Annotated in this window: 19 protein-coding genes, 1 tRNA gene and 1 pseudogene; 12 read left to right on the plus strand and 9 right to left on the minus strand. The window is 71.3% G+C overall.

Translation table 11 applies throughout. The features are described 5' to 3' along the window. Nucleotides 1-7: 7 nt before the first annotated feature. Nucleotides 8-1,825: a glutamine--fructose-6-phosphate transaminase (isomerizing) gene (glmS, locus tag ACZ4AA_RS03430; protein WP_389401052.1), complete on the plus strand. Its 1,818-nt coding sequence runs from the start codon at nt 8-10 to the stop codon at nt 1,823-1,825. A gap of 165 nt (nt 1,826-1,990) precedes the next feature. Here the strand turns inward: glmS and ACZ4AA_RS03435 are convergent, their stop codons facing one another. Both ACZ4AA_RS03435 and ACZ4AA_RS03440 read right to left on the minus strand, forming a co-directional pair. Further along, nucleotides 1,991-2,554, minus strand: a complete 564-nt coding sequence (locus ACZ4AA_RS03435; RefSeq protein WP_467594468.1) for a GPR1/FUN34/YaaH family transporter — start codon at nt 2,552-2,554, stop codon at nt 1,991-1,993. A 167-nt stretch (nt 2,555-2,721) separates the two neighbouring features. Continuing rightward, on the minus strand, nt 2,722-3,249 hold the full coding sequence (locus ACZ4AA_RS03440; RefSeq protein ID WP_261703579.1) for a universal stress protein: 528 nt from the start codon (nt 3,247-3,249) through the stop codon (nt 2,722-2,724). Between the two features lie 611 nt (nt 3,250-3,860). On the opposite strand from ACZ4AA_RS03440, the gene ACZ4AA_RS03445 reads away from it, so the two are divergent. The 5 genes and pseudogenes from ACZ4AA_RS03445 (at nt 3,861) to ACZ4AA_RS03465 (ending at nt 7,377) form a co-directional block, all read left to right on the plus strand. After that, a complete protein-coding gene (locus tag ACZ4AA_RS03445; protein WP_467594474.1) occupies nt 3,861-4,247 on the plus strand; it encodes a hypothetical protein in 387 nt (128 codons plus the stop codon). A 375-nt stretch (nt 4,248-4,622) separates the two neighbouring features. After that, nucleotides 4,623-5,865: pseudogene (locus tag ACZ4AA_RS03450) on the plus strand (helix-turn-helix domain-containing protein). A 139-nt stretch (nt 5,866-6,004) separates the two neighbouring features. Further along, the gene (orn, locus tag ACZ4AA_RS03455; RefSeq protein ID WP_467594477.1) at nt 6,005-6,607 is read left to right on the plus strand and encodes an oligoribonuclease; all 603 of its coding nucleotides are present in this window, start codon (nt 6,005-6,007) and stop codon (nt 6,605-6,607) included. A gap of 109 nt (nt 6,608-6,716) precedes the next feature. Next, nucleotides 6,717-6,789, plus strand: a tRNA-His gene (locus ACZ4AA_RS03460). An 81-nt stretch (nt 6,790-6,870) separates the two neighbouring features. Next, nucleotides 6,871-7,377 (plus strand): GNAT family N-acetyltransferase, encoded by a 507-nt coding sequence (locus ACZ4AA_RS03465; protein WP_467594480.1) that lies wholly within the window; start codon nt 6,871-6,873, stop codon nt 7,375-7,377. A 69-nt stretch (nt 7,378-7,446) separates the two neighbouring features. On the opposite strand, the gene ACZ4AA_RS03470 is transcribed toward ACZ4AA_RS03465, so the two are convergent. Beyond that, nucleotides 7,447-8,502, minus strand: a complete 1,056-nt coding sequence (locus tag ACZ4AA_RS03470; protein WP_467594483.1) for a LacI family DNA-binding transcriptional regulator — start codon at nt 8,500-8,502, stop codon at nt 7,447-7,449. 388 nt (nt 8,503-8,890) lie between these two features. Here ACZ4AA_RS03470 and ACZ4AA_RS03475 point away from each other — a divergent pair, with 388 nt between their 5' ends. From ACZ4AA_RS03475 to ACZ4AA_RS03490, 4 genes are all read left to right on the plus strand, one after another. Next, nucleotides 8,891-10,210, plus strand: coding sequence for an ABC transporter substrate-binding protein (locus ACZ4AA_RS03475; RefSeq protein WP_467594486.1), 1,320 nt, complete (start codon nt 8,891-8,893; stop codon nt 10,208-10,210). Further along, nucleotides 10,207-11,235: a carbohydrate ABC transporter permease gene (locus ACZ4AA_RS03480; protein ID WP_467594489.1), complete on the plus strand. Its 1,029-nt coding sequence runs from the start codon at nt 10,207-10,209 to the stop codon at nt 11,233-11,235. The genes ACZ4AA_RS03475 and ACZ4AA_RS03480 overlap by 4 nt, the downstream gene beginning before the upstream one ends. Next, a complete protein-coding gene (locus tag ACZ4AA_RS03485) occupies nt 11,232-12,143 on the plus strand; it encodes a carbohydrate ABC transporter permease (protein WP_467594492.1) in 912 nt (303 codons plus the stop codon). Before ACZ4AA_RS03480 ends, ACZ4AA_RS03485 begins: the two co-directional genes overlap by 4 nt. A 107-nt stretch (nt 12,144-12,250) precedes the next feature. Further along, nucleotides 12,251-13,681, plus strand: a complete 1,431-nt coding sequence (locus tag ACZ4AA_RS03490; RefSeq protein ID WP_467594496.1) for a GH1 family beta-glucosidase — start codon at nt 12,251-12,253, stop codon at nt 13,679-13,681. A gap of 143 nt (nt 13,682-13,824) precedes the next feature. Here the strand turns inward: ACZ4AA_RS03490 and ACZ4AA_RS03495 are convergent, their stop codons facing one another. The 3 genes from ACZ4AA_RS03495 to ACZ4AA_RS03505 all read right to left on the minus strand — a co-directional run bounded on the left by ACZ4AA_RS03495 (nt 13,825) and on the right by ACZ4AA_RS03505 (nt 17,814). Then, entirely contained in the window at nt 13,825-15,300 is a 1,476-nt protein-coding gene (locus ACZ4AA_RS03495) for a glycoside hydrolase family 18 protein (RefSeq protein ID WP_467594498.1), read from the minus strand. A 436-nt stretch (nt 15,301-15,736) separates the two neighbouring features. After that, complete coding sequence (locus tag ACZ4AA_RS03500) at nt 15,737-17,113, minus strand: sensor histidine kinase (RefSeq protein WP_467594501.1); 1,377 nt, start codon at nt 17,111-17,113, stop codon at nt 15,737-15,739. Continuing rightward, on the minus strand, nt 17,110-17,814 hold the full coding sequence (locus ACZ4AA_RS03505; protein WP_467594504.1) for a response regulator transcription factor: 705 nt from the start codon (nt 17,812-17,814) through the stop codon (nt 17,110-17,112). Before ACZ4AA_RS03505 ends, ACZ4AA_RS03500 begins: the two co-directional genes overlap by 4 nt. Nucleotides 17,815-17,970: 156 nt before the next feature. Here ACZ4AA_RS03505 and ACZ4AA_RS03510 point away from each other — a divergent pair, with 156 nt between their 5' ends. After that, entirely contained in the window at nt 17,971-18,513 is a 543-nt protein-coding gene (locus ACZ4AA_RS03510; RefSeq protein ID WP_467594506.1) for a hypothetical protein, read from the plus strand. A gap of 76 nt (nt 18,514-18,589) precedes the next feature. Here the strand turns inward: ACZ4AA_RS03510 and ACZ4AA_RS03515 are convergent, their stop codons facing one another. Beyond that, on the minus strand, nt 18,590-19,495 hold the full coding sequence (locus tag ACZ4AA_RS03515) for a spermidine synthase (RefSeq protein WP_467594509.1): 906 nt from the start codon (nt 19,493-19,495) through the stop codon (nt 18,590-18,592). A 65-nt stretch (nt 19,496-19,560) separates the two neighbouring features. Then, a complete protein-coding gene (locus tag ACZ4AA_RS03520) occupies nt 19,561-19,998 on the minus strand; it encodes a hypothetical protein (RefSeq protein WP_467594512.1) in 438 nt (145 codons plus the stop codon). Nucleotides 19,999-20,296: 298 nt separating this feature from the next. On the opposite strand from ACZ4AA_RS03520, the gene ACZ4AA_RS03525 reads away from it, so the two are divergent. Beyond that, nucleotides 20,297-21,865, plus strand: coding sequence for a hypothetical protein (locus ACZ4AA_RS03525; protein WP_467594515.1), 1,569 nt, complete (start codon nt 20,297-20,299; stop codon nt 21,863-21,865). 19 nt (nt 21,866-21,884) lie between these two features. Here the strand turns inward: ACZ4AA_RS03525 and ACZ4AA_RS03530 are convergent, their stop codons facing one another. Continuing rightward, the gene (locus ACZ4AA_RS03530) at nt 21,885-22,481 is read right to left on the minus strand and encodes a histidine phosphatase family protein (protein ID WP_467594518.1); all 597 of its coding nucleotides are present in this window, start codon (nt 22,479-22,481) and stop codon (nt 21,885-21,887) included. Nucleotides 22,482-22,569 lie beyond the last annotated feature (88 nt).

The raw sequence follows: 22,569 nt of genomic DNA on the forward strand, positions 1-22,569 counted from the left end.
CACCTGTATGTGTGGAATCGTCGGATACATCGGCAGGCGTGATGTGACCCCGCTGCTCCTCGAAGGCCTTCAGCGCCTGGAGTACCGCGGCTACGACTCGGCGGGCATAGTCGTGACCTCGCCCAAGTCGGCCGGCCTGAAGATGGTCAAGGCGAAGGGCCGCGTGCGCGACCTGGAGGCGAAGGTCCCCAAGCGTTTCGCCGGCACCACCGGCATCGCCCACACCCGCTGGGCCACGCACGGCGCCCCCTCCGACGTGAACGCGCACCCCCACATGTCGGCCGACAACAAGGTCGCGGTCGTCCACAACGGCATCATCGACAACGCCTCCGACCTGCGCAAGAAGCTTGAGGCCGACGGCGTCGAGTTCCTCTCCGAGACCGACACCGAGGTGCTCACCCACCTGGTCGCCCGCTCCCAGCAGGAGAAGCTGGAGGACAAGGTCCGCGAGGCGGTGCGGGTCATAGAGGGCACCTACGGCATCGCGGTGATGCACGCCGACTTCCCCGACCGCATCGTGGTGGCCCGCAACGGCTCCCCCGTCGTGCTCGGCATCGGCGAGAAGGAGATGTTCGTCGCCTCGGACATCGCCGCGCTGGTCACCCACACCCGCCAGATAGTCACGCTGGACGACGGCGAGATGGCCACGCTCAAGGCCGACGACTTCCGGACGTACACCACCGAGGGCACCCGGACGACGTCCGAGCCGACCACCGTCGAGTGGGAGGCCGCCTCGTACGACATGGGCGGCCACGACACGTACATGCACAAGGAGATCCACGAGCAGGTCGAGGCCGTGGACCGGGTGCTGCGCGGCCGGATCGACGACCGGTTCTCGACCGTCCACCTCGGCGGTCTGAACCTGGACGCCCGTGACGCGCGCGCCGTGCGCCGCGTGAAGATCCTCGGCTGCGGCACCTCGTACCACGCGGGCATGATCGGCGCCCAGATGATCGAGGAGCTGGCCCGCATCCCCGCGGACGCCGAGCCGGCCTCCGAGTTCCGCTACCGCAACGCGGTCGTCGACCCCGACACCCTGTACATCGCGGTCTCCCAGTCCGGTGAGACGTACGACGTGCTGGCCGCCGTGCAGGAGCTCAAGCGCAAGGGCGCGCGGGTGCTCGGCGTGGTCAACGTCGTCGGCTCCGCGATCGCCCGCGAGGCGGACGGCGGCATGTACGTGCACGCGGGCCCCGAGGTCTGTGTCGTCTCCACGAAGTGCTTCACCAACACCACCGTCGCCTTCGCGCTGCTCGCCCTGCACCTCGGCCGCACCCGCGACCTCTCGGTGCGCGACGGCAAGCGGATCATCGAGGGCCTGCGCAGGCTCCCCGCCCAGATCGCCGAGATCCTGGAGCAGGAGGACGAGATCAAGAAGCTGGCCGAGCAGTACGCCGAGGCCCGCTCGATGCTCTTCATCGGCCGCGTCCGGGGCTACCCGGTGGCCCGTGAGGCCTCGCTGAAGCTCAAGGAGGTCTCGTACATCCACGCCGAGGCGTACCCGGCCTCCGAGCTCAAGCACGGTCCGCTGGCGCTCATCGAGCCGGCGCTCCCCACGGTCGCGATCGTCCCCGACGACGACCTGCTGGAGAAGAACCGCGCCGCCCTGGAGGAGATCAAGGCCCGCAGTGGCCAGATCCTCGCCGTCGCGCACCGGCACCAGGAGAAGGCCGACCAGACGATCCTCGTCCCGAAGAACGAGGACGAGCTCGACCCGATCCTGATGGGCATCCCGCTCCAGCTCCTCGCCTACCACACGGCGCTGGCGCTCGGCCGGGACATCGACAAGCCGCGCAACCTCGCCAAGTCGGTCACCGTCGAGTAGTCACCACCGGGCGGACCACGGGCCGGTGGTCCGCCCGCCCGTCCCCGCGTCGCGCAAGTCCCTTGCCGGCGGCCGGACATGAACGGTCCCCGTGCGCACCACCCGCGCACGGGGATCGTTCTTCGAGGGGCCGGAGTCGCCCAATGCTCCGGCCCGGCGCCGGGGTCAGCCGGTGGCCGTCACCCCCCGGCCGGCGGCGCGTCGCGGAAGTGCGGTGGGCCAGTGGGCGAGGGCCGCGGTCGCCGCGTACCAGGCGACGGCGCCGGCCGCGACGCCGAACCAGCCGCCGGCCTTGCCCAGGCCGCCGCTGTCCGCGAAGCGGCCGACGGCGAGAAGCAGCAGGGAGACGAAGAACAGGCCGTAAGTGGCTTGGCCGAGGGTGTCCCCGCCCGCGAGAGCGAGCGAGAGCACGACGAGCGCGAAGAGCAGCAGGAAGAGTCCCGCCGCGTTGTCGGAGACCTGGCTCCCGGCCGAGACGGCCCAGGTGAACCAGAGGGCGCCGAGTCCGGTGAAGGCGGTGCCGCTTGCCGTGTCACGGTCGCGGAAGGCGACCAGACCGGCGACGAAGAGCGCTACTCCGCCTACGTAATGGGCCAGTGACACGGCATCGGCCGCCGTCACCCCGTCGATCAGGCCGGTGTACCCGAGGCCGAAAGCCAGCAGGGTCACACCCAGCGCGAGTCTTCCCACGATCGTGGTGGTGCTTCCCGCAGAGACGTCGTTGTCCACGGCGGGCTCCCTTCATGCCTGTGCAGTTGTGCTGCGCCGTACCGGTCGCCGCGTAGGACCGGCGACCGGATATATGCCCTTCACAAAGGCACAAACACCTCTACGCGCCAGTAGGTTCACGCACCGCACGGACCGTGCCGGCAGGGGCGACCGGGACGGACGGGGCGTCAGGGGATGACGATGACGGGGCGCTTGGCGCGCTTGGCGAGCCGCCCGGCGACCGAGCCGAAGATGCGCCCGACGATGCCGTGCGTGGAGCCCACGACTATCGCGTCCGCCTCGTACTCCCGGCCCACTTCCTCGAGTTCGTGGCAGATGTCACCGCCGCGCTCGACAAGGATCCAGGGCACCTCGGAGAGGTACTCGGCGCAGGCGAGTTCAAGGCCCAGCACCTCGGTGCGGTGGTCGGGGACGTCCACGAAGACGGGCGGCTCGCAGCCCGCCCACACCGTGGTGGGCAGCCGGTTGGCCACATGCACGATGATCAGGCCGGAGCCCGAGCGGTGGGCCATGCCGATCGCGTAGGCGAGAGCGCGCTCGCTGGACGTCGAGCCGTCGAAACCGACGACGACGCCGTGCTTGAAAGCGGGATCGCAGGACTGGCGGGGTTCTTCCGCCGCCAGGGGCTCGGCCGCCGTGGGATCGGCGAGCGGGCGCTTGCGGTCCGCGGGATCGAAGAATTCGTGACCGGCCATGGGTGTCTCGGCGTTTGGATCCTCGTGGTGGGGACGACAACGAACGGCAGAGCTGTGTCTGGGAAACATCTTCCCAACCCCATACCCCCAAGGGTACGGCGGCACGCCTCCTCTGCCCAGATCCCGCGCGCCTTACGCGGCATTCCAGGGAGCATGCACGAGAGGGTGCCCGTAACGCAATGGTTGCTGCCCCGTACAGGCGGTTTGCGCAAGGCTCCGCGTGAATTTGCAGCGGACCCCGGGAACGGGGCGTTCCGCCGCCCGACGGGATCACGCGGCCCCCGTTCGGGCGGGCGCCCCACCGGCCGGGCAGTGACCGGCGGGTCGAACGCGCGTTGAACCGGTGACGGCCGCCACGCCGAGGGCACGCCGAGGAGAACACGCGCCGTGGAGCGCACGGAGAACACCGGAGCATCAGGGAGCCGCACGTGTCCGGACCCGACACCGCCCCCGGGTCCTCCGTACCCTCCGCCCCCTCCGTCCCACCGGCTCGCCGCGCTCCCTCCTCCCGGCCCGCCGCGCCCTCCCCCACGCTCCCGGGGCCACGCTCCGGATCGCGATCGGGAACACGCTCCGCCTCACGCGCCCCGGCGCCTCCCGCGGTGGACACGGTGACCGATGTCATCCGCTGGGCGGCCTTCAGCTGCGTCCTGGTCCCGGCGGTCCTCCTCTGGTACGGCGATTCGCTCGCCGGCGCGGCCGGTACGGCCCTCGGGCTCGCGGCCCTGACCGGGGTCTGCGTGATCCTGTTGCGGCGGTGCGAGCGCGGGGCGGCGTTCCTGGCCGGTGAGCGGCGGGACACGGCGCGTCCGCCCGCGCGGCGGCACGCTCCGCAGCGGCGCGGACGGCATGGCAGGACCGGCCCGGGGAACACGGGAAACGCCCGGGCGGCGGGACGCGCGAGCGGAGCGGAGCCGCGGGTCGGCCCATGGGGCGCGAGCGGCACGGGAGTTCACCGAGGCGCACGTCACAGTGCGGGGAACAAGCGGGTCGACTGACCGGTTTGCGCGTACACCTACGCTTCTTTTCAGCCAACTTCCGGTAGTGGCGCATCCCTTGCTCGAACGACCCCCCAACCCCCGTTCGACCTGCACCTAAAGGGGTACGGCGGGCGCACGCACCCTACGTGGATTGGCCACTGCCACAAGGCGCACTTCCCTGCGGCGCCCACGAGTGCAACGCTTCGTGATCGAATGCTTCACGCCAAGTTGCCATGTCGACATTCTGCGGAGTACCGAACTGGTCACCTTGGCGCCACGGGACACAGTAGATTCGATCTTGTCTTACGGCGGGGGAACTCGTGCAGGACCGAGGGGAAACGTGCAGGAGCGACACGACCGAGGAGCCGCGACCACCGAGGGGGGCTTAGCAGGATGAGCCACGACTCCACTGCCGCGCCGGAAACCGCGGCCCGGAAGCTGTCCGGGCGACGCCGCAAGGAGATCGTCGCGGTGCTGCTGTTCAGCGGCGGCCCCATTTTCGAGAGTTCCATACCGCTGTCGGTGTTCGGGATTGACCGCCAGGACGCCGGCGTGCCGCGCTACCGCCTTATTGGTGTGTGCCGGCGAGGAAGGCCCGCTGCGGACCACAGGGGGCCTGGAACTCACAGCACCACATGGCCTGGAAGCGATCTCCAGGGCCGGCACGGTCGTCGTGCCCGCCTGGCGGTCGATCACCTCGCCACCACCGGAGGAGGCACTCGACGCACTGCGCCGTGCCCATGAGGAAGGCGCCCGCATAGTCGGGCTGTGCACCGGCGCCTTCGTGCTCGCCGCGGCCGGCTTACTGGACGGCCGTCCGGCGACCACCCACTGGATGTACGCCCCGACGCTGGCCAAGCGCTATCCGTCGGTGCACGTCGACCCGCGCGAGCTCTTCGTGGACGACGGCGACGTCCTGACATCGGCGGGTACGGCGGCCGGAATCGATCTCTGTCTGCACATCGTGCGGACGGACCACGGGAACGAGGCGGCCGGCGCGCTCGCCCGGCGTCTGGTGGTCCCGCCGCGGCGCAGCGGAGGCCAGGAGCGCTATCTCGACCGGTCGCTGCCGGAGGAGATCGGCGCCGACCCCCTCGCGGAGGTCGTCGCCTGGGCGCTGGAGCATCTCCACGAGCAGTTCGACGTCGAGACGCTGGCGGCTCGCGCCTACATGAGCCGCCGCACCTTCGACCGCCGGTTCCGCTCGCTGACCGGAAGCGCTCCGCTCCAGTGGCTGATCACTCAGCGTGTGCTTCAGGCACAGCGTCTCCTGGAGACGTCCGACTACTCGGTGGACGAGGTCGCGGGCCGCTGCGGCTTCCGTTCCCCGGTCGCGCTGCGGGGCCACTTCCGGCGGCAGCTGGGCTCGTCCCCGGCCGCCTACCGGGCGGCGTACCGCGCCCGCAGGCCGCAGACCGACCGGTCTCCGGATCCGGACGGCCCGTCGGGCCCGCTCGGACCGCCGCCGTCCCTGCACCAGGAGCACTCGGGCCCGGTCCCGATGCAGACCCGGCGCACCGCGGCGGCCGGCGCCCTGGGCGCGGCGGCGTCGCTCTCCGCGGAGGCGATGCGGGAACGGGCGGAGCTGTACGCCGCGGGCAGGCCGAGCCTGCCCGGACAGCGCAGCGCGCCGTAGTCGGGCGGCGGAAGAACGCGGGGCCCGCACCTTCGGGTGCGGGCCTCTTCGCATGCGGGCCCGCTCCCGGCGCGATCCGCCGCCCCGGCGGGGCGCACGGGCGGGTCCGCCGGAGGGGGCGGGCCGTAGGGTGAGACACATGAACGATCGCATGGTGTGGATCGACTGCGAGATGACCGGACTCTCGCTGTCGGATGACGCGCTCATCGAAGTGGCCGCGCTGGTCACCGACTCTGAGCTGAACGTGCTCGGCGAAGGGGTGGACATCGTGATCCGCCCGCCGGACGCCGCCCTGGAGACGATGCCGGACGTGGTGCGCCGGATGCACACGGCCTCCGGCCTGCTGGAGGAGCTCGCCGGGGGTACCACCCTGGCGGACGCCGAGGAGCAGGTCCTCTCCTATGTACGTGAGCACGTCAAGGAGCCGGGCAAGGCCCCGCTCTGCGGGAACTCCGTCGGCACGGACCGCGGCTTCCTGCTGCGCGACATGTCGACGCTGGAGGGCTACCTCCACTACCGGATCGTGGATGTCTCCTCCGTGAAGGAGCTGGCCCGCCGCTGGTATCCCCGGGCGTACTTCAACAGTCCGGAGAAGAACGGCAACCACCGCGCGCTGGCCGACATCCGCGAGTCCATCGCCGAGCTCCGCTACTACCGCGAGGCGATCTTCGTCCCGCAGCCCGGCCCCGACTCGGACACGGCCCGCACCATCGCGGCCAAGCACGTCCTGCCCGTCGAATAGGCCTTTGACGGGGCCCTGCTGGGCCCCGGAAAAAGGTGTGCGCGAGCACCCCTCCGAACCCTGTACACTTTTTCTCGGCCGGTCAGGGAAGTCCCGAAGACCGGACATGGTGGGTGTAGCTCAGTTGGTAGAGCACCTGGTTGTGGTCCAGGTGGCCGCGGGTTCAAGTCCCGTCACTCACCCTGAGTGATCAGCCGGTGACCTGGTGAACAGGTCACCGGCTGATTGCGTTCCCGGGCCCTGCGGCCCGTACGCTCCCCCTCGTGTCCCACGCCATCGAACCTTCCGTCACGACCCGGCTCGAACTCCTCCCGCTGAACGTCGGGCACGCCGAGGAGATGGCCGCGGTCCTCTCGGATCCGGCGCTGCACACGTTCATCGGCGGAGAGCCGGACACCCCGGAGTCACTGCGCGCCCGGTACGGACGCCTGGCCGCGGGCTCGCCCGATCCCGCCGTCCTGTGGTGCAACTGGGTCCTGCGGGAGCGTACGACGGGAGCACTGGTGGGGACGGTCCAGGCGACCGTCTCGGCCGGGACCGCGGAGGTCGCCTGGGTCGTGGGCACGCCCTGGCAGGGGCGGGGGTACGCGACGGAGGCCGCGAGGTGGCTCGTGGCGCGGGTGATCGAGGAGTTCCGGGTCCGCGCCGTCGTGGCCCATGTGCACCCCGCCCACCACGCGTCGGCCGCCGTCGCCGCGGCGGCGGGACTCACCGCGACCGACGAGCTCCAGGACGACGAGATCCGCTGGGAACTGACGACACGACCGTGACGTGACCCGACCCGGCCCCCGCGAGGCCGCCCCCGGACGTCGACGGCCGCTCCGCGGTGGGTGCCGGCCTCAGGACGAGGCCCGCACCACCAGTTCCGCGGGCAGCACCAGCTGGCGCTTCTCCAGGCCACGGGAGGCCGCGGGGCGGCGGTCCGCGATCTCGCCGAGGAGCAGGTCGATCATGGCCCGGCCCATCTCCACGATGGGCTGGCGGACGCTGGTCAGGGGCGGGTCCATGTGACGGGCTATGGCGGAGTCGTCGTAGCCGATGAGTGCCACGTCGTCCGGGATGCGCCGGCCGCGCTCGCGCAGCACCTGACGGGCACCCGCCGCCATGACGTCGGAACCGGCGAACACCGCGTCGAGGTCCGGGAAGCGCTCAAGGAGCAGGGTCATCGCCCGCCGCCCTCCCTCCTCGGTGAAGTCGCCGGGGACGATCAGGCGTTCGTCCACCTCGCGGCCCGCGTCCCGCAGGCCCTGGCGGTAGCCGTCGACGCGCCGCTGGGCGCCGTAGACGTCCATCCGGCCGGCGAGGTGGCCGATTCTGGCGCGTCCCCGGGAGACGAGGTGTTCCACGGCGGCGCGCCCGCCGCCGTAGTTGTCCGAGTCCACCGAGGGAAGCGTCTCCTCGGCCGAGCGGCGGCCGCTGATCACGGCCGGGATCTCCAGCTGGGAGAGCAGATCGGGGAGCGGGTCGTCGGCGTGCACCGAGACCAGCAGGACCCCGTCCACGCGGTGAGCCGCCAGATACTGGGCCAGGCGCTGCCGCTCCCGGTCGCTGCCCGCGAATATCAGCAGCAACTGCATCTCGGTCTCGGAGAGTTCGGCCCCGACACCGCGCAGCATGTCCGAGAAGTACGGTTCCGCGAAGAAGCGGGTCTCCGGTTCGGGGACGACCAGGGCGATGGCGTCCGTGCGGTTGGCCGCGAGCGCGCGGGCCGCCGTGTTCGGGACGTAGCCGAGTTCCGCGACCGCCGCCTCGACCGCGGCCCGGGTCGTGTCGCTGACCCTCGGGGAACCGTTGATCACCCGGGAGACCGTGCCACGGCCCACTCCCGCGCGCGCGGCCACCTCTTCGAGGGTCGGCCGCCCACCGCTGCGGCCCCGCGCTCCGTGGACTGCCATGGCCTCCGCCTCCCGTTGAAACCAAGTTGGCCTGGAATCTAACAGCCTCGTCCGGCGAGACTCGCGTCGCTGGGCCGCAGCCCAGGAGCCGTCACCGTGCCGGACGCGCACCTTGGGGCGCCCGGCGGGCCGTGAGACGCTTCCGGCCATGTGGCGGAATGACATCTTCAGCTAACAGGCCGATAACTGAAGGCATCTCTCCGCTCTCCCACCCTTGACACCCCCGCCCGAACCAGCGACTCTTCAACACATCACTGGTGGGAGCGCTCCCACAGTACCTGACACATACACAACCCGCACGTTCCCCGCCCGAGCCGCAGCGAGAAACAACGGGCGCCACCAATGCAGTTGGCCGGGGGGTCGGCACGTCAGGCAACAGGAGGACGCAATGCGTACGAGTACCCGCCGGTCCCGCAGAATGGCGGCCATAGCGGCTGTCGCGGCGATGACCGCAGGGCTGCTGGCCGGCTGCTCCAAGGACTCGAACGACGGCTCGTCGGACTCGAACGGCGGAGGCGGCGGCAAGACGCAGCTGACCATCGGCACGTTCGGGGTGTTCGGCTACAAGGAAGCCGGTCTCTACGACGAGTACATGAAGCTGCACCCGAACATCTCGATCAAGGAGAACGTCACCACTCGTACCGACGTCTACTGGCCCAAGACGCTCACCCGGCTCCAGGCCGGCTCCGGCACCGACGACATCCAGGCGATCGAGGTCGGCAACATCACCGAGGCCGTCCAGACCCAGGCCGACAAGTTCGTCGACCTCGGCAAGGACGTCGACAAGTCGCAGTGGCTGCCCTGGAAGACCGCCCAGGCCACCACCAAGGACGGCAAGACGATCGGGCTCGGCACCGACATCGGCCCGATGGCGATCTGTTACCGCAAGGACCTGTTCGCGAAGGCCGGTCTGGAGACGGACCGCACCAAGCTCGCCGAGCAGTGGAAGGGCGACTGGTCCAAGTACGTCGCCGTCGGCAAGGACTACATGAAGAAGGCGCCCAGCGGCACCAAGTTCGTGGACTCCGCCTCCTCGGTGTACAACGCGGCCCTCGGCGGCGAGAGCGAGCGGTACTACGACAAGGACGGCAACGTCATCTGGGACAAGTCCACGGGCGTGAAGAAGTCCTGGAACGCCGCGATGGCCGTGGCGACCAGCAACATGTCGGCGAAGCTCAAGCAGTTCGACCCGACGTGGGACCAGGGCTTCGCCAAGGGCTCGTTCGCGACCGTGGCCTGCCCCGCGTGGATGATCGGCTACATCGAGCAGAAGTCCGGTGACTCGGGCAAGGGCAAGTGGGACGTGGCGGCCGCGCCGACCGCGGCCAACTGGGGCGGTTCGTTCATCGGTGTCCCGGTGGCGGGCAAGCACCAGAAGGAAGCCGTCGCGCTGGCCAAGTGGCTGACCGCGCCCGAGCAGCAGGCGAAGGTCTTCGCCAAGCAGGCGAGCTTCCCGTCGACCCCGGCGGCGTACGCGAACCTGAAGCCGGCCGCCGACACCACGGCCTACTTCTCCGACGCGCCGATCACGCAGATCTTCGGCGACTCGGCGAAGACCATCCCGGTCCAGTACTTCGGGACCAAGGACCAGCCGATCGGCACCGCGATCACGGACGTCGGCATCCTCCAGGTCGAGCAGAAGGGCAAGACCCCCGACCAGGGCTGGAACGCGGCAAAGGCTGAGATCAAGGACGTGCTCGGCCAGTGACCAGCCCCAAGCAGGCTCTCGCGCATCCCGCGACGAGCGCCGACGCCGCGCCCGGCTCACAGCCGGGCGCGGCCCGGGGCGCTCAGGGACGCGGTACGCCGCCGCAGGACCCGGGTTCCTGGCGCAGCCGGCTGTACCGCTGGGACATGAAGGCGTCCCCGTACGCATTCATCGCCCCCTTCTTCATCATCTTCGGAGCCTTCGGACTCGTACCGCTGCTCTACACGGCGTGGTACTCGCTGCACAATGTGCAGCTGTCCGGGCTCGACCACCAGACCTGGGCGGGTCTGGACAACTACAAGAATCTGCTGTCCTCGGAGTTCTTCTGGAACGCCCTGGAGAACACGTTCAGCATCGGCGTCATCTCCACGGTCCCGCAGCTGCTCATGGCCCTCGGCATCGCCCACCTGCTCAACTACCGGCTGCGCGGCTCGACCGTGTGGCGGGTCGTGATGCTCACCCCGTACGCCACCTCGGTGGCCGCGGCGACGCTGGTCTTCACGCTGCTGTACTCGTGGGACGGCGGCATGGTCAACTGGCTGCTGCACTTCGTCGGGGTCCATCCGATCAACTGGCGCGAGTCGGACTGGGGTTCCCAGTTCGCCGTCTCCTCGATCGTGATCTGGCGGTGGACCGGCTACAACGCGCTGATCTACCTCGCCGCGATGCAGGCGATCCCCACGGACCTGTACGAGTCGGCCGCGCTCGACGGTGCCGGCCGCTGGCAGCAGTTCCGCCACGTGACGATCCCCATGCTGCGGCCGACGATCCTGTTCACGGTGGTCGTGTCCACGATCGGGGCGACCCAGCTGTTCGGTGAACCGCTCCTGTTCGGCGGCGTCAGCGGCTCCAAGGGCGGCTCCGCGCACCAGTACCAGACGCTCGGCCTCTACATGTACGACCAGGGCTGGGGCATCGGCAACCTCGGCAAGGCCTCGGCGATCGCATGGACGATGTTCCTCATCCTGCTGATCATCGCCGCGATCAACCTGCTGATCACCCGACGGCTGAGGAAAACCCAATGACCACGACTGAACTGACTGTCACGCCGAAGGACGCGAAGCCGGTCCCGGACAAGCGCGAGCCCGGACGCCGCCGGGTGCTCGGCGCGGGCAAGCAGCTGCACGCGGGTCCGGTCACCTATGTCGTCCTGATCGTCTTCGCGCTGGTCTCGCTCGCTCCGCTGGTCTGGACGGCCATCGCCGCCTCCCGCAACAACACGCGGCTGGCGCAGTCGCCGCCGCCGCTGTGGTTCGGCGGGAACCTGTTCTCGAACCTCCAGGCCGCCTGGGAGCAGGCCGGGCTCGGCACAGCGATGGTCAACTCCACGATCGTCGCCGGGACCATCACCCTCGGCACGGTCGTGTTCTCCACGCTCGCCGGCTTCGCCTTCGCCAAGCTGCGGTTCAGGTTCTCCGGACTCCTGCTGCTGCTCACCATCGGCACGATGATGATCCCGCCGCAGCTGGCCGTCGTACCGCTGTATCTGTGGATGAGCGACCTGGGGTGGTCCAACCAGCTCCAGACGGTCATCCTGCCCACCCTGGTGAGCGCCTTCGGCACCTTCTTCATGCGCCAGTACCTGGTGCAGGCACTGCCCTCCGAGCTGATCGAGGCGGCACGGGTGGACGGCGCGAACAGTCTGCGCGTGGTCTGGCACGTCGTCTTCCCGGCGGCGCGGCCGGCGATGGCCGTGCTCGGCCTGCTGACGTTCGTGATGGCCTGGAACGACTTCCTGTGGCCGATCATCGCCCTGAACCAGCAGGAGCCGACCGTGCAGGTCGCGCTCAACTCGCTGGGCACCGGCTACATCCCCGACCAGGCCGTCATCATGGCGGGCGCGCTGCTCGGCACCCTGCCGCTGCTCATCGCCTTCCTCCTGTTCGGCAAGCAGATCGTGGGCGGGATCATGCAGGGCGCGATCAAGGGCTGACCGCCCCCTCGGGGGCCGGGTCGGCGCCGCCTCGGCCCCTCAGTGCCGCCTCTTCACGTGACCACCTCCAACCTGTCGGTCTTCACGACCCCCTTGGGAGCGCTTCCATGCCTGAGTCCGCAACACCCGTGAGTTTCCCTCCGGCCTTCCTCTGGGGTGCGGCGACCTCCGCCTACCAGATCGAGGGCGCGGTGCAGGAGGACGGCCGAACGCCGTCCATCTGGGACACCTTCAGCCATACACCGGGCAAGACGGCCGGCGGCGAGCACGGTGACATCGCTGTCGACCACTATCACCGCTACCGCGACGACGTGGCCCTGATGGCGGACCTCGGCCTCGGCGCGTACCGCTTCTCCGTCTCCTGGTCGCGGGTGCAGCCCACCGGCCGGGGCCCCGCCGTCCAGCGCGGCCTGGACTTCTACCGGCGTCTGGTCGACGAGCTGCTGTCGAAGGGCATCAAGCCGGCCGTCACCCTCTACCACTGGGACCTGCCGCAGGAGCTGGAGGACACGGGCGGCTGGCCCGAGCGGGAGACCGCGCTGCGTTTCGCCGAGTACGCGCAGATCGTGGGCGAGGCGCTGGGTGACCGCGTCGAGCAGTGGATCACGCTGAACGAGCCCTGGTGCAGCGCCTTCCTGGGCTACGGCTCGGGGGTGCACGCCCCCGGCCGCACGGACCCGGCGGCGGCGCTGCGCGCGGCGCACCATCTGAACCTGGCGCACGGGCTCGGCACGTCGGCGCTCCGCTCCGTGATGCCCTCCCGCAACTCGGTCGCGGTGAGCCTCAACTCCTGCCCGGTGCGGCCGGTTTCGCAGGACCCGGCGGACCTGGACGCGGCCCAGCGGATCGACGACCTGGCCAACGGCGTCTTCCACGGCCCGATGCTGCACGGCGCCTACCCCCAGACCCTGTTCGCCGCGACCCGGTCGATCACCGACTGGTCGTACGTCCAGGACGGCGATCTCGTTCTGATCCACCAGCCGTTGGACGCCCTCGGCCTCAACTACTACACGCCGACGCTGGTCTCGGCCGCCGCCGCGACCGCGGACGGTCCGCGCGCGGACGGCCACGGCTCCAGCGCGCACTCCCCCTGGCCGGGCGCGGACGACGTCATGTTCCACCAGACGCCGGGCGACCGTACGGAGATGGGCTGGACGATCGACCCGACGGGGCTGCACGAGCTGATCATGCGCTACACCCGTGAGGCCCCCGGCCTGCCGCTGTACATCACGGAGAACGGCGCGGCCTACGACGACAAGCCGGACCCGGAGGGCCGTGTCCACGACCCCGAGCGCATCGCCTACCTGCACGGGCACCTGTCCGCCGTGCACCGCGCGATCGCCGACGGGGCGGACGTCCGCGGCTACTACCTGTGGTCCCTGCTGGACAACTTCGAGTGGGCCTACGGCTACGAGAAGCGCTTCGGCGCGGTCTACGTCGACTACACGACCCAGGTCCGCACCCCGAAGTCCAGCGCCCACTGGTACGCCGAGGCGGCCCGCAGCGGGACGCTGGCGCCGGTGACGCCCGCCGAGTAGGCGGTGTGAGAAAGGGCCTGGGCCCTGTCCGGACGATCACCGGACAGGGCCCAGGCCCTTCGCGTCGCCGCGCCGCCCCGGCCGGGTGGGGGGTGGAAGGTGGAGAAGTCCGGCCGGGGCGCGCAACCCCCGTTTCGCGATGGCTACTTGAAAGCGGCGAAGGCCTTGGAGAAGGCGCTGTCGCTCTGGACGATGGAGCTGCACGTGGCGTCCGCGGTGTTCTTGGCACCGCCGGCGCACTGCTTGTCACGGGCGGCGGACCACATCGAGAGGCCGCCGATGCCCTTGGACTGGGCGAAGGCCACGAGCTGCGAGGCGTCGTCGACCTTGAAGATCTCCGAGGACACGTCGTTGACGCCGATCATCGGGGTGATGGCGACCGTCTTCCACGCGGCGCCGTCGGAGAGGCCGAGGACGCTCTTGATCTGCGCCTGGGTGGCCGTGGCGGCCTGCTGCGCGAGGTCGCCCATGTCACCGTTGAAGGCCGGGCCGTAGTCCATCGCCATGATGTTCACGGCGTTGATCTTCACGCCGTTGGACTTGGCGTCGGCGAGCAGGTTCACGCCGTCCTGGGTGAGGCCCTGGGGCAGGACCGGCAGGGTGAACGACACGTCCAGGCCCGGGTGCTGCTGCTGGAGCTTGGCGATGGCCTGCGCCCGCTTGGTGTTGGCGGCCGTGTTGGGCAGCGCGCCGCCCTCGACGTCGAAGTCGACCTTCGTGAGCTTGTAGGCGTCGACGGCCTTGCCGTACGCCGCCGCCAGCGCGTCGGCCGAGGAGCAGGTGGTGGCCAGCTCCGAGCCGGAGGCCCCGCCGAAGGAGACCCGGACGTCACCGCCCTTGGCGCGCAGCGCGCCGATCTGCGCGGCCACCGCGTCGCCGGCCAGGTCGCTCACGCCGCCCCACTTCGGGGTGCAGCCTCCGCCGTCGGTGACGAACGCGAGGTTGTAGTTCTTCACGCCGGTGGAGTCGGCCGCCTTGAGCAGGTCGAAGGCCGGGAAGAGGGAGGTGTCGACGTAGGGCGCGAAGCCCGCGGTCGTCGTGGTGCCGCTGCCCGAGGTCTGCGTGGGGGTCGGGGTGGCCGTGGCGGTCGCGGTGGCCGTCGGCTTCGGGGTGGCGGTCGCGGTCGGGGTGGGCGCGGTCGTCGGGGTCGCGGTCTGCGTGGGGCGGCCGCTCGGCTCGGGCGTCGCTCCGTCGTCCACCGAACACTTGGTGCCGTCGATGACACAGCCGGTCGGGTTCGCGGTGCCGTTCACGACGAAGCCGACGGTGACGGACTCGCCGGCCGCCAGGCCGTCCTTGTCCCAGGACGGGGGCGTCACGGTGACGTGCTGTCCGCTCACCGAGGAGGTCGCGTCCCACAGCGAACTGAGCTTGGAGCCCGCGGGCAGGTCGAACTCCAGCTTCCAGTCCGGCTTCCGCTGGCCGGTGTCGTTGGAGACGACGTACTGCGCGGTGTATCCCGTGGACCACTCGCTGGTTTTGGTGTACGCGGCGCCGACGCTCGACGCGTTCGCGATGCCGGTGAACAGGAGGGCACCTCCGCCGGCCACGGCCGCCGCGACGATGCCGCCTATCGCCTTGTTCCTGCCACTGACCTTGCGCCGGTGCGTGCTGCTCATCGCGTGTGCCTGCCTTCGCGGATTCACGGGGGTTCGCTGGGGTCGCCCCAGGGGGTGCGGGCACCACGCTAGCGATGCGGAATCGGTCAAACCGCTTGATCCGGACGCAGGTTGAGGATCTTAGGGTCCGCTTAAGGAAGCCATCGGGACCCGTTAAAGGTCGAGACCAATGCGGGCGATTTGGCGGCCTCCACAGCCTCACCACAGCGGACGGTACTCGGGGCGCGGCGGGTGCGGCACCGTCCGGTGTCGGTCGTGCGGTTCGCGCGGTGTGGGGTGCCGTCCGGTGTCGGGCGTGCGGTTCGCGCGGTGTGGGGTGCCGTCCGGTGTCGGTCGTGCGGTTCGCGCGGTGTGCGGCACCGTCCGGTGTCGGGCGTGCGGTTCGCGCGCTGTGGGGTGCCGGCCCGGTTGAGGGCCGAGGGGCGCCCCTGGGGTGTCAGTTCACGGCTGCGCCGCGTCTGCGGCGGCGCACGCTGCCGCGGTGGCCGCTGCGGACCGGGGCCCTGCCGTCCAGCTGGATCCAGATGCGCACCTCGGTCCCGCCCAGCACGGAGGAACCGATCCGTACGTCCCCGCCCGTCGACTCCGCGAGGCGTCGCACGATGTCGAGGCCGAGGCCCGTGGACCCGTCGTTGCCCGAGCCCTGCCCGCGTGCCATCGCGGCCTCCGGATCGACGATCCCGGCGCCCGCGTCCGACACCAGCACGATCACGGCGTCCTCGGCGTTGTGCACGTCGACCGCGAAGGCCGTGCCCTCGGGGGTGTGGCGGAAGACGTTGCCGAGGAGGGCGTCGAGCGCGGCGGCGAGGTCGGCGCGGGCCACGGGTATGCGGCACGGCCGGTCCACGCCGGCCACCCGCACCTTGCGTCCCTCGTCCTCGGCGAGCGCCGACCAGAAGTCCATGCGCTCCCGCACGACCTCGGACGCGTCGCACCCCGCCCCGGCGCCGATCGCCGCGGTCTGCGGCTTGGCCTCCCGGGCGGTCCTGATGATCGTGTCGACCTCGCGCTCCAGCTGCTCGACGGCGGTCCGGGTCTGCTCGGCGGCCGGTCCGTCGCCGAGCGACGCGGTGTTGAGCCGGAGCACGGTCAGCGGTGTCCGCAGCCGGTGCGAGAGGTCGGCGGCGAGCTCCCTCTCGTTGGCGAGCAGCTGGACGACCTGATCGGCCATGGAGTTGAACGCGACGGCGGCCAGCCTCAGTTCGGTCGGCCCCTCCTCGGGCACGCGGGAGCCCAGCTTCCCCTCGCCCAGTTCGTGCGCGCTCTCGGCCAGGCGCTGCGCCGGCTGAACCATCCGCACACCGAGCCGGTCGGCGACCGCGACGGAGCCGATGACGAGGGCGACACCGACCGCGGCGAGGACCGCCCAGGCCGTGCCGACGCCGTTGCTGACCTCGGTCTCGGGGACGTACACCTCGATGACCGCGATCTCGCCGGTGCTCAGCGCGATGGGCTGGAGCAGCGCGGAGCCGCCGGGGACGTCCGTGGTGGAGGCCCGGCCGAGCCGCCGGGTCATGGCGACGTCCTTGCCGACGGCACGCTGCTTGCCGATCTCGACCGCCGGCTTGCCGTCCCCCGCGGGGATGTGCACGGCTATCCCCGCGTCCGAGCCGGCCGAGGCGACGACGCGCTCCAGCTCGTCCCGCTCGGTGGTGATGGAGAGCGCGGGGGCGATGGCGGCGGCCTGCCGTTCGGCGTTCGAGAACGCCCGGTCGCGCGCCATCTCCTTGATCACCAGGCCGAGCGGGACCGCGAAGGCGACGACGACCATGGTCGTCACCGCGACGCACACCTTGACCAGTGCCCACCTCACAGCGGCCGCTCCGTTCTCGGCGGTTCCAGCTTCACGCCGACGCCCCGGAGGGTGTGCAGATAGCGCGGCCGGGCCGCCGTCTCCCCCAACTTCCTGCGCAGCCAGGAGAGATGGACGTCTATGGTCTGGTCGTCGCCGTAGGCCTGCTGCCAGACCTCGGCGAGGAGTTCCCTGCGGGGCACGACGACTCCCGGGCGCCCGGCCAGGAAGGCGAGCAGGTCGAACTCGCGCCGGGTCAGGTCGAGTCGTACGCCGTCCAGTTCGGCCTGGCGGCGGAGCGGGTCGATGGCGAGTCCGCCGACCCTGATGACCGTGGACACGGGGGCCTCGCCCACGGTGGTGCGTGCGCGGCGCAGGACCGCGGCCATGCGCGCGGACAGGTGCTCGACCGAGAACGGCTTGGTCAGATAGTCGTCGGCACCGGCGTTCAGCAGCCGGACGATCTCCGTCTCGTCGTCCCGGGCGGTGGCGATGATCACCGGGACGTCGGTGATCCCGCGCAGCATCTTCAGGGCCTCGGACCCGTCGAGGTCGGGCAGTCCGAGGTCGAGGATCACCACGTCGAAGGGGAAATGGGCGACCTCGCGCAGCGCCTCAAGGGCGGTGCCGACACTGCGCACGATGTGCGCGGCCTCGGTCAGATGCCGGATGAGCGCCGAGCGTACGAACTGGTCGTCCTCGACGACGAGCACACTTGCCATGGGCGGCACCGTACGCCATCCGGGGGTGGCCGTCCGGCGCCTGTGGACAACCCCCATCAGGCACTTGTGGACAATCCCGGCCCGTCCGGCGCGAGCGTTCGCGTTCTTGGCAGGGCCGGGAGACACCCGTGGTGCTCGTGGTGCAGTATGGCCGCGATGCGCAGAGGACTCGTACACGTACTCGCGTGGTCGCTCGCCACGGGCGCGGCGGTCACGCTGTCGTGGTGGGGTGTCCACACCGTCATGACGGGGACGGCCTACGACCCGCCGCGGGCGCTGCCCATCACGGTGGCGGGCGCGACGGCGAAGGAGACGGAGCCTCTGGCGTCCTCGACGCGGCGGGCCGCGTCCCCCAAGAGCTCCCCCGGCAGACCGTCCGCGAGCCCGAAGCCGAGCGCGGCGCCCTCGAACTCCGCGTCGGCGGGCGGCAGTCCGTCACCGGCCGCGACGGCCCCACCGGCCTCGCCGAGCTCGTCCGGGCAGGTCAAGAGCTACGACTCGGACGGCGGCCGGGTGGTCTTCGACATCGCCGCCACGTACGGGACGCTGGTGTCGGCGACGCCCAACACCGGCTGGTCGATGCAGGTGTGGAAGACCGAGACGTGGATCCGCGTGGAGTTCAGCTCGGGCGCCGACCGGGTGTCGGTGTTCTGCGACTGGCACGACGGGCCTCCGCACGTGGACATCGGGACGTACTGAGCCGCGTACCGGCCCGACGGGCCCGGCGGGCCCCGCCCGGTGAGAAGCCCCTCGGCCGGAGCGTGCTGACGCCGGGTCAGCGGAAGACGGACGGCGGGGGCGCCGGTGACGCGACCGCCACCGCGTCCGTGACCGGTGCGGCTCCGCCCGTGAAGTCCAGGAGCCCCCTGCCGTGTTCGACCCGGGCGGGATGCGGGTCGGAGGCCGCGCGGCGCGTCAGTTCGGCGACGGGCAGCGGCCGGCCGGAGGCGACGAGGACGGCGTTGCCGAAGCGCTTGCCGCGCAGCACCGTCGGGTCGGCGACCAGGGCGAGTTCGGGGAAGACGGCGGCGACGGTGGCGATCTGGCCCCGGAGATGGGCGAGCGGGGGGCCGTCGGCGAGGTTCGCGGCGTAGACCCCGGAGTCCTTCAGGGTCCGGCGGACCTCCGTGACGAACTCGGTGGACGTCAGATGGGCCGGTGTGCGCGCTCCGCTGAAGACGTCCGCGATGACCAGGTCGGCCCAGCCGTCGGACACCTTGGCGAGACCTTCCCTGGCGTCCACCGAACGCACCCTGATCCGGGCGTTCGGGTCCAGCGGCAGTTCGCGGCGCACCAGTTGGACGAGGGCCGCGTCGCGTTCGACCACCTGCTGGGTGGACCGGGGGCGGGTGGCGGCCGTGTAGCGGGCCAGGCCGAAGGCGCCGCCGCCGAGGTGGACGACCTGCACGGGCTTGCCGGCCGGGGCGAGGAGGTCGATGACATGTCCGAGGCGGCGCTGGTACTCGAAGCTCAGGTACGTGGGGTCGTCGAGGTCGACATGGGACTGCGGGGCTCCGTCGATGAGCAGGGTCCAGGCGCGCGCCCGGTCCCGGTCGGGCAGCAGCTCGGCGAGCCCTCCGTCGACGGCTTCGACGACCGCCTCGGCGCCGCCCTGCCCGCGCCGGCCACCCCGTCCGGTGTCGCGGCCGTCGTCCGCCCGCTGATTCCTCGCCCGTCCCATCCGCCCATTATCGGGGCGCGGGGGCGGGTCGGCTCAGCGGCCGGTGGCGGGAGCGCCCGGCGCGCTCACCGGCAGCCGTCCGCGGCCTCGATCAGGCGCGCGGCCTCGCCCAGCGCGGCCCGCAGGACCGCCGGATCGGTCGCGAGGTCCGCGTCGCCCGGCGGGAGCAGCCAGTCCGATCCCTCCACGGGGGGCTCGGGGGCCGGTCTCAGACCGCGGCCGTCGGTCTGCGTACAGGTGCTGCCCGGCATGTCCCAGGCGTCGGCGGTGCCGGGCGGCACCAGGAAGCCGAGGGTGTCGCCGCCGCCGTCGTGCAGGACGGGCCCCACGAGGTCGGCCGCGCCCCGGCGCAGGATGTCCACCGCTTCCAACCCCTGACGGGCCGGGACCGTCACCAGGTCGCACGCCGCGACCGGCCCCAGCGGTACGACGCACTCCGGGGACGGCCTGTGCTGCGCGGCCGACGGCGGCGTACGGAACTCGGTGCTCTGCGTGATCTGCATCCCGGCCTCCAACGGAACCCCTCCTCATGACGAGTGGGTCGGGAGTTCGGGCGGCTCCCGGTCCGCACGGTTCAACGCGCCAGGACGTCAACGGCTACGGCGAAACTCCGCCACAAAGGATGGCAGTTCATGGCAGATCAGGGATGAGATATCCGGTTTGTAGCCAAACCCAGCGTGGTGGCGTTGTCACACCAGGTACGTTCTTGCCCGCCGGACGCAGGGCACCTACCGGGCACAACCCGGTCAACTCGGTCCCGTTTCCGGCGTGGTTCGACGGTTCGCAAGAGAGGGCCCGGCCATGGCGTCGTCATCGGTGACCTCGTCCCCGTCCCCCCGGCCTGCACGGCCGAATCTCGCCTTCCGGCGGTTGCGCGGTCAGCGCTCCCCGGGCGAGTTCGCCGCGCTGGTGCGGAGGGCCGCGCGAGAGATCGGCGAGAGGGTCAGCTGCGACGCGCGCTACATCGGGCGCGTCGAGGCGGGCGAGATCCGCTGTCCCAACTACGCGTACGAGCGGGTGTTCCTGCACATGTTTCCCGGCCGCACGCTGACCGACCTCGGGTTCACGCCCCGCTCATGGGTACGCGGACGCGGGGCGCGCGACCCGGGTGAGCCGCCCCTCACGCACTCCACGAACCCTCCACACGCCCCGCATGAGACGGGCGGGGCGCACGAGACGTATGAGACACCGGGTCCGCTCCACGTCCCGGCCCCGTACGGCACGCGCACCGCGCACCACACGGACAGCCCGCACGATCCGCACAGCACGCACGATCCGTACGATCCGCACCACTCGTGGGATCCGTACGACCCGTACGACAAACGCGATCAGAACCACGAGGAGAGCGACGTGCAGCGTCGCGCATTCATGACCGGAGGCACCGCCACCGTGGCGGCGGCCTCGCTGGGACCCTTCGCGGTCGCCTTCGGCGGCAGCGCCGCGGCCTGCGAACGACGCGTCCACCGGGCGGGTACGTCCGAGGCGGGCGCCCTCGAAGAGGCCGTCCGCAGGATCAGGCTGCTCGACGACAGACACGGGGCCGACGGGCTCTACCGGCGGGCCGCGACACCCCTGCGCACCGCCTACGAGCTGCTCGACGCGGGCACCACCCGGCAGACGACCGCCGACCGGCTGTACTCAGGGGCGGGCGAACTGGCCATCTCGGTGGGCTGGCTGGCCCACGACTCCGGGCGCTTCGACGACGCGCGCTCGCACTACGCGGAGGCTCTCGCGACCGCCCGGATGGCGGGCGACGCCGGCCTGGAGGCCCACGCCTTCTGCAACACCGCGTTCCTCGCCCGCGACGCGGGGCGCCCGCGCGAGGCCGTCCGCGCGGCCCAGGCGGCCCAGCGCGCCGCACGCCCCCTCGGGTCCTCCCGGCTGCTCTCCCTGCTCGCGCTGCGCGAGGCGGGCGGCTGGGCCGGGCTCGCCGACCGCCGGGGCTGCGAGCAGTCAATGGCCCGCGCCCAGGCCCTCTACGGACGCGGCCCCGCGGAGACCGACCCCGAGTGGATGACCTTCTACGGAGAGGCCGAGCTGGAGGGTCTTGAGGCGCAGTGCTGGTCGACGCTGGGCGACTGGACCCGGGCCGCCCGCCACGCGCGCCGTGCCGCCCATCTCCAGGACCCGCACTTCACCCGCAACATCGCCCTCTACACCGCCGAGCTCGCCGACGACCTGGCCCGCGGCGGCCGCCCCGACGAGGCCGCCGTCGCCGGTCTGCGCGTCCTGGACCTGCTGAACGAGGTCCAGTCCTCCCGCATCCAGACCATGCTGGCGGGAACCGCCCGCGTCCTGCTCCCGCACCGCAGGGCCTCGGGCGTCTCGGCGTTCCTCGACCGCCACGCGAGCCTGCCCCGCACGGCGTGAGGGACGGCGGGGGCGCCCGTCAGGCGCTCAGGTGCCCGCAGTCGTTCCACACCTCGATCGCCGGCTCCCCGTAGGCCCAGCCCAGCACCGACAGCGAGGTCGGGTTGAGGCGGACGCGCGCCGCGAAGTCCAGCGGAAGGCCCAGCCAGCGGGCGCCTATGGAACGCAGGATGTGCCCATGGGCGAAGACCAGCAGATCGCGGTCCTCGGAGCGGGCCCGGGTCACGACCTCGTCCGCGCGCGCGGTGACCTGCTCCAGCGTCTCCCCCTCGGGAACCCCGTCGCGCCAGATGAACCAGCCGGGCCTGATGTCCTGGATCTCGGCCGGGGTCATGCCCTCGTAGGCGCCGTAGTCCCACTCCATGAGCGCGTCCCAGGTGCTCGCCCGGTCCGCGAAACCGGCGAGCTCGCACGTGTCGCTCGCGCGCGAGAGCGGGCTGGTGAGCACCTCGGCCCCGGACAGCGTGTCGAACGGTGGCCGGTGCAGGCGCTCGCCGAGCAGCTTGGCGCCGCGCCGTCCCTCCTCCAGGAGCGGGATGTCCGTCCTGCCGGTGTGCTTTCCGGACAGCGACCATGCGGTCTGTCCGTGCCGGGCCAGCAGGATGCGCGGTGCCATGACGAGGAGCCTTTCCGGGACGGCGGCACGAATGAGAGGGTCGGCTCACTCGTGGACGACTGAGGAGTGGGTCACTCCATCATCGCTC

It is taken from the genome of Streptomyces sp. NPDC024698, from assembly GCF_055559015.1.

Excerpts from the sequence above, each read along its gene's own strand:
- ACZ4AA_RS03505 (WP_467594504.1), bottom strand. The coding sequence starts at position 17,814 with ATGGCAAGTGTGCTCGTCGTCGAGGACGACCAGTTCGTACGCTCGGCG.
- ACZ4AA_RS03485 (WP_467594492.1), top strand. The coding sequence starts at position 11,232 with ATGACCACGACTGAACTGACTGTCACGCCGAAGGACGCGAAGCCGGTC.
- ACZ4AA_RS03515 (WP_467594509.1), bottom strand. The coding sequence starts at position 19,495 with ATGGGACGGGCGAGGAATCAGCGGGCGGACGACGGCCGCGACACCGGA.
- orn (WP_467594477.1), top strand. The coding sequence starts at position 6,005 with ATGAACGATCGCATGGTGTGGATCGACTGCGAGATGACCGGACTCTCG.
- ACZ4AA_RS03510 (WP_467594506.1), top strand. The coding sequence starts at position 17,971 with ATGCGCAGAGGACTCGTACACGTACTCGCGTGGTCGCTCGCCACGGGC.
- ACZ4AA_RS03530 (WP_467594518.1), bottom strand. The coding sequence starts at position 22,481 with ATGGCACCGCGCATCCTGCTGGCCCGGCACGGACAGACCGCATGGTCG.
- ACZ4AA_RS03495 (WP_467594498.1), bottom strand. The coding sequence starts at position 15,300 with ATGAGCAGCACGCACCGGCGCAAGGTCAGTGGCAGGAACAAGGCGATA.
- ACZ4AA_RS03520 (WP_467594512.1), bottom strand. The coding sequence starts at position 19,998 with ATGCAGATCACGCAGAGCACCGAGTTCCGTACGCCGCCGTCGGCCGCG.
- ACZ4AA_RS03440 (WP_261703579.1), bottom strand. The coding sequence starts at position 3,249 with ATGGCCGGTCACGAATTCTTCGATCCCGCGGACCGCAAGCGCCCGCTC.
- ACZ4AA_RS03490 (WP_467594496.1), top strand. The coding sequence starts at position 12,251 with ATGCCTGAGTCCGCAACACCCGTGAGTTTCCCTCCGGCCTTCCTCTGG.
- ACZ4AA_RS03470 (WP_467594483.1), bottom strand. The coding sequence starts at position 8,502 with ATGGCAGTCCACGGAGCGCGGGGCCGCAGCGGTGGGCGGCCGACCCTC.
- ACZ4AA_RS03475 (WP_467594486.1), top strand. The coding sequence starts at position 8,891 with ATGCGTACGAGTACCCGCCGGTCCCGCAGAATGGCGGCCATAGCGGCT.
- ACZ4AA_RS03525 (WP_467594515.1), top strand. The coding sequence starts at position 20,297 with ATGGCGTCGTCATCGGTGACCTCGTCCCCGTCCCCCCGGCCTGCACGG.
- glmS (WP_389401052.1), top strand. The coding sequence starts at position 8 with ATGTGTGGAATCGTCGGATACATCGGCAGGCGTGATGTGACCCCGCTG.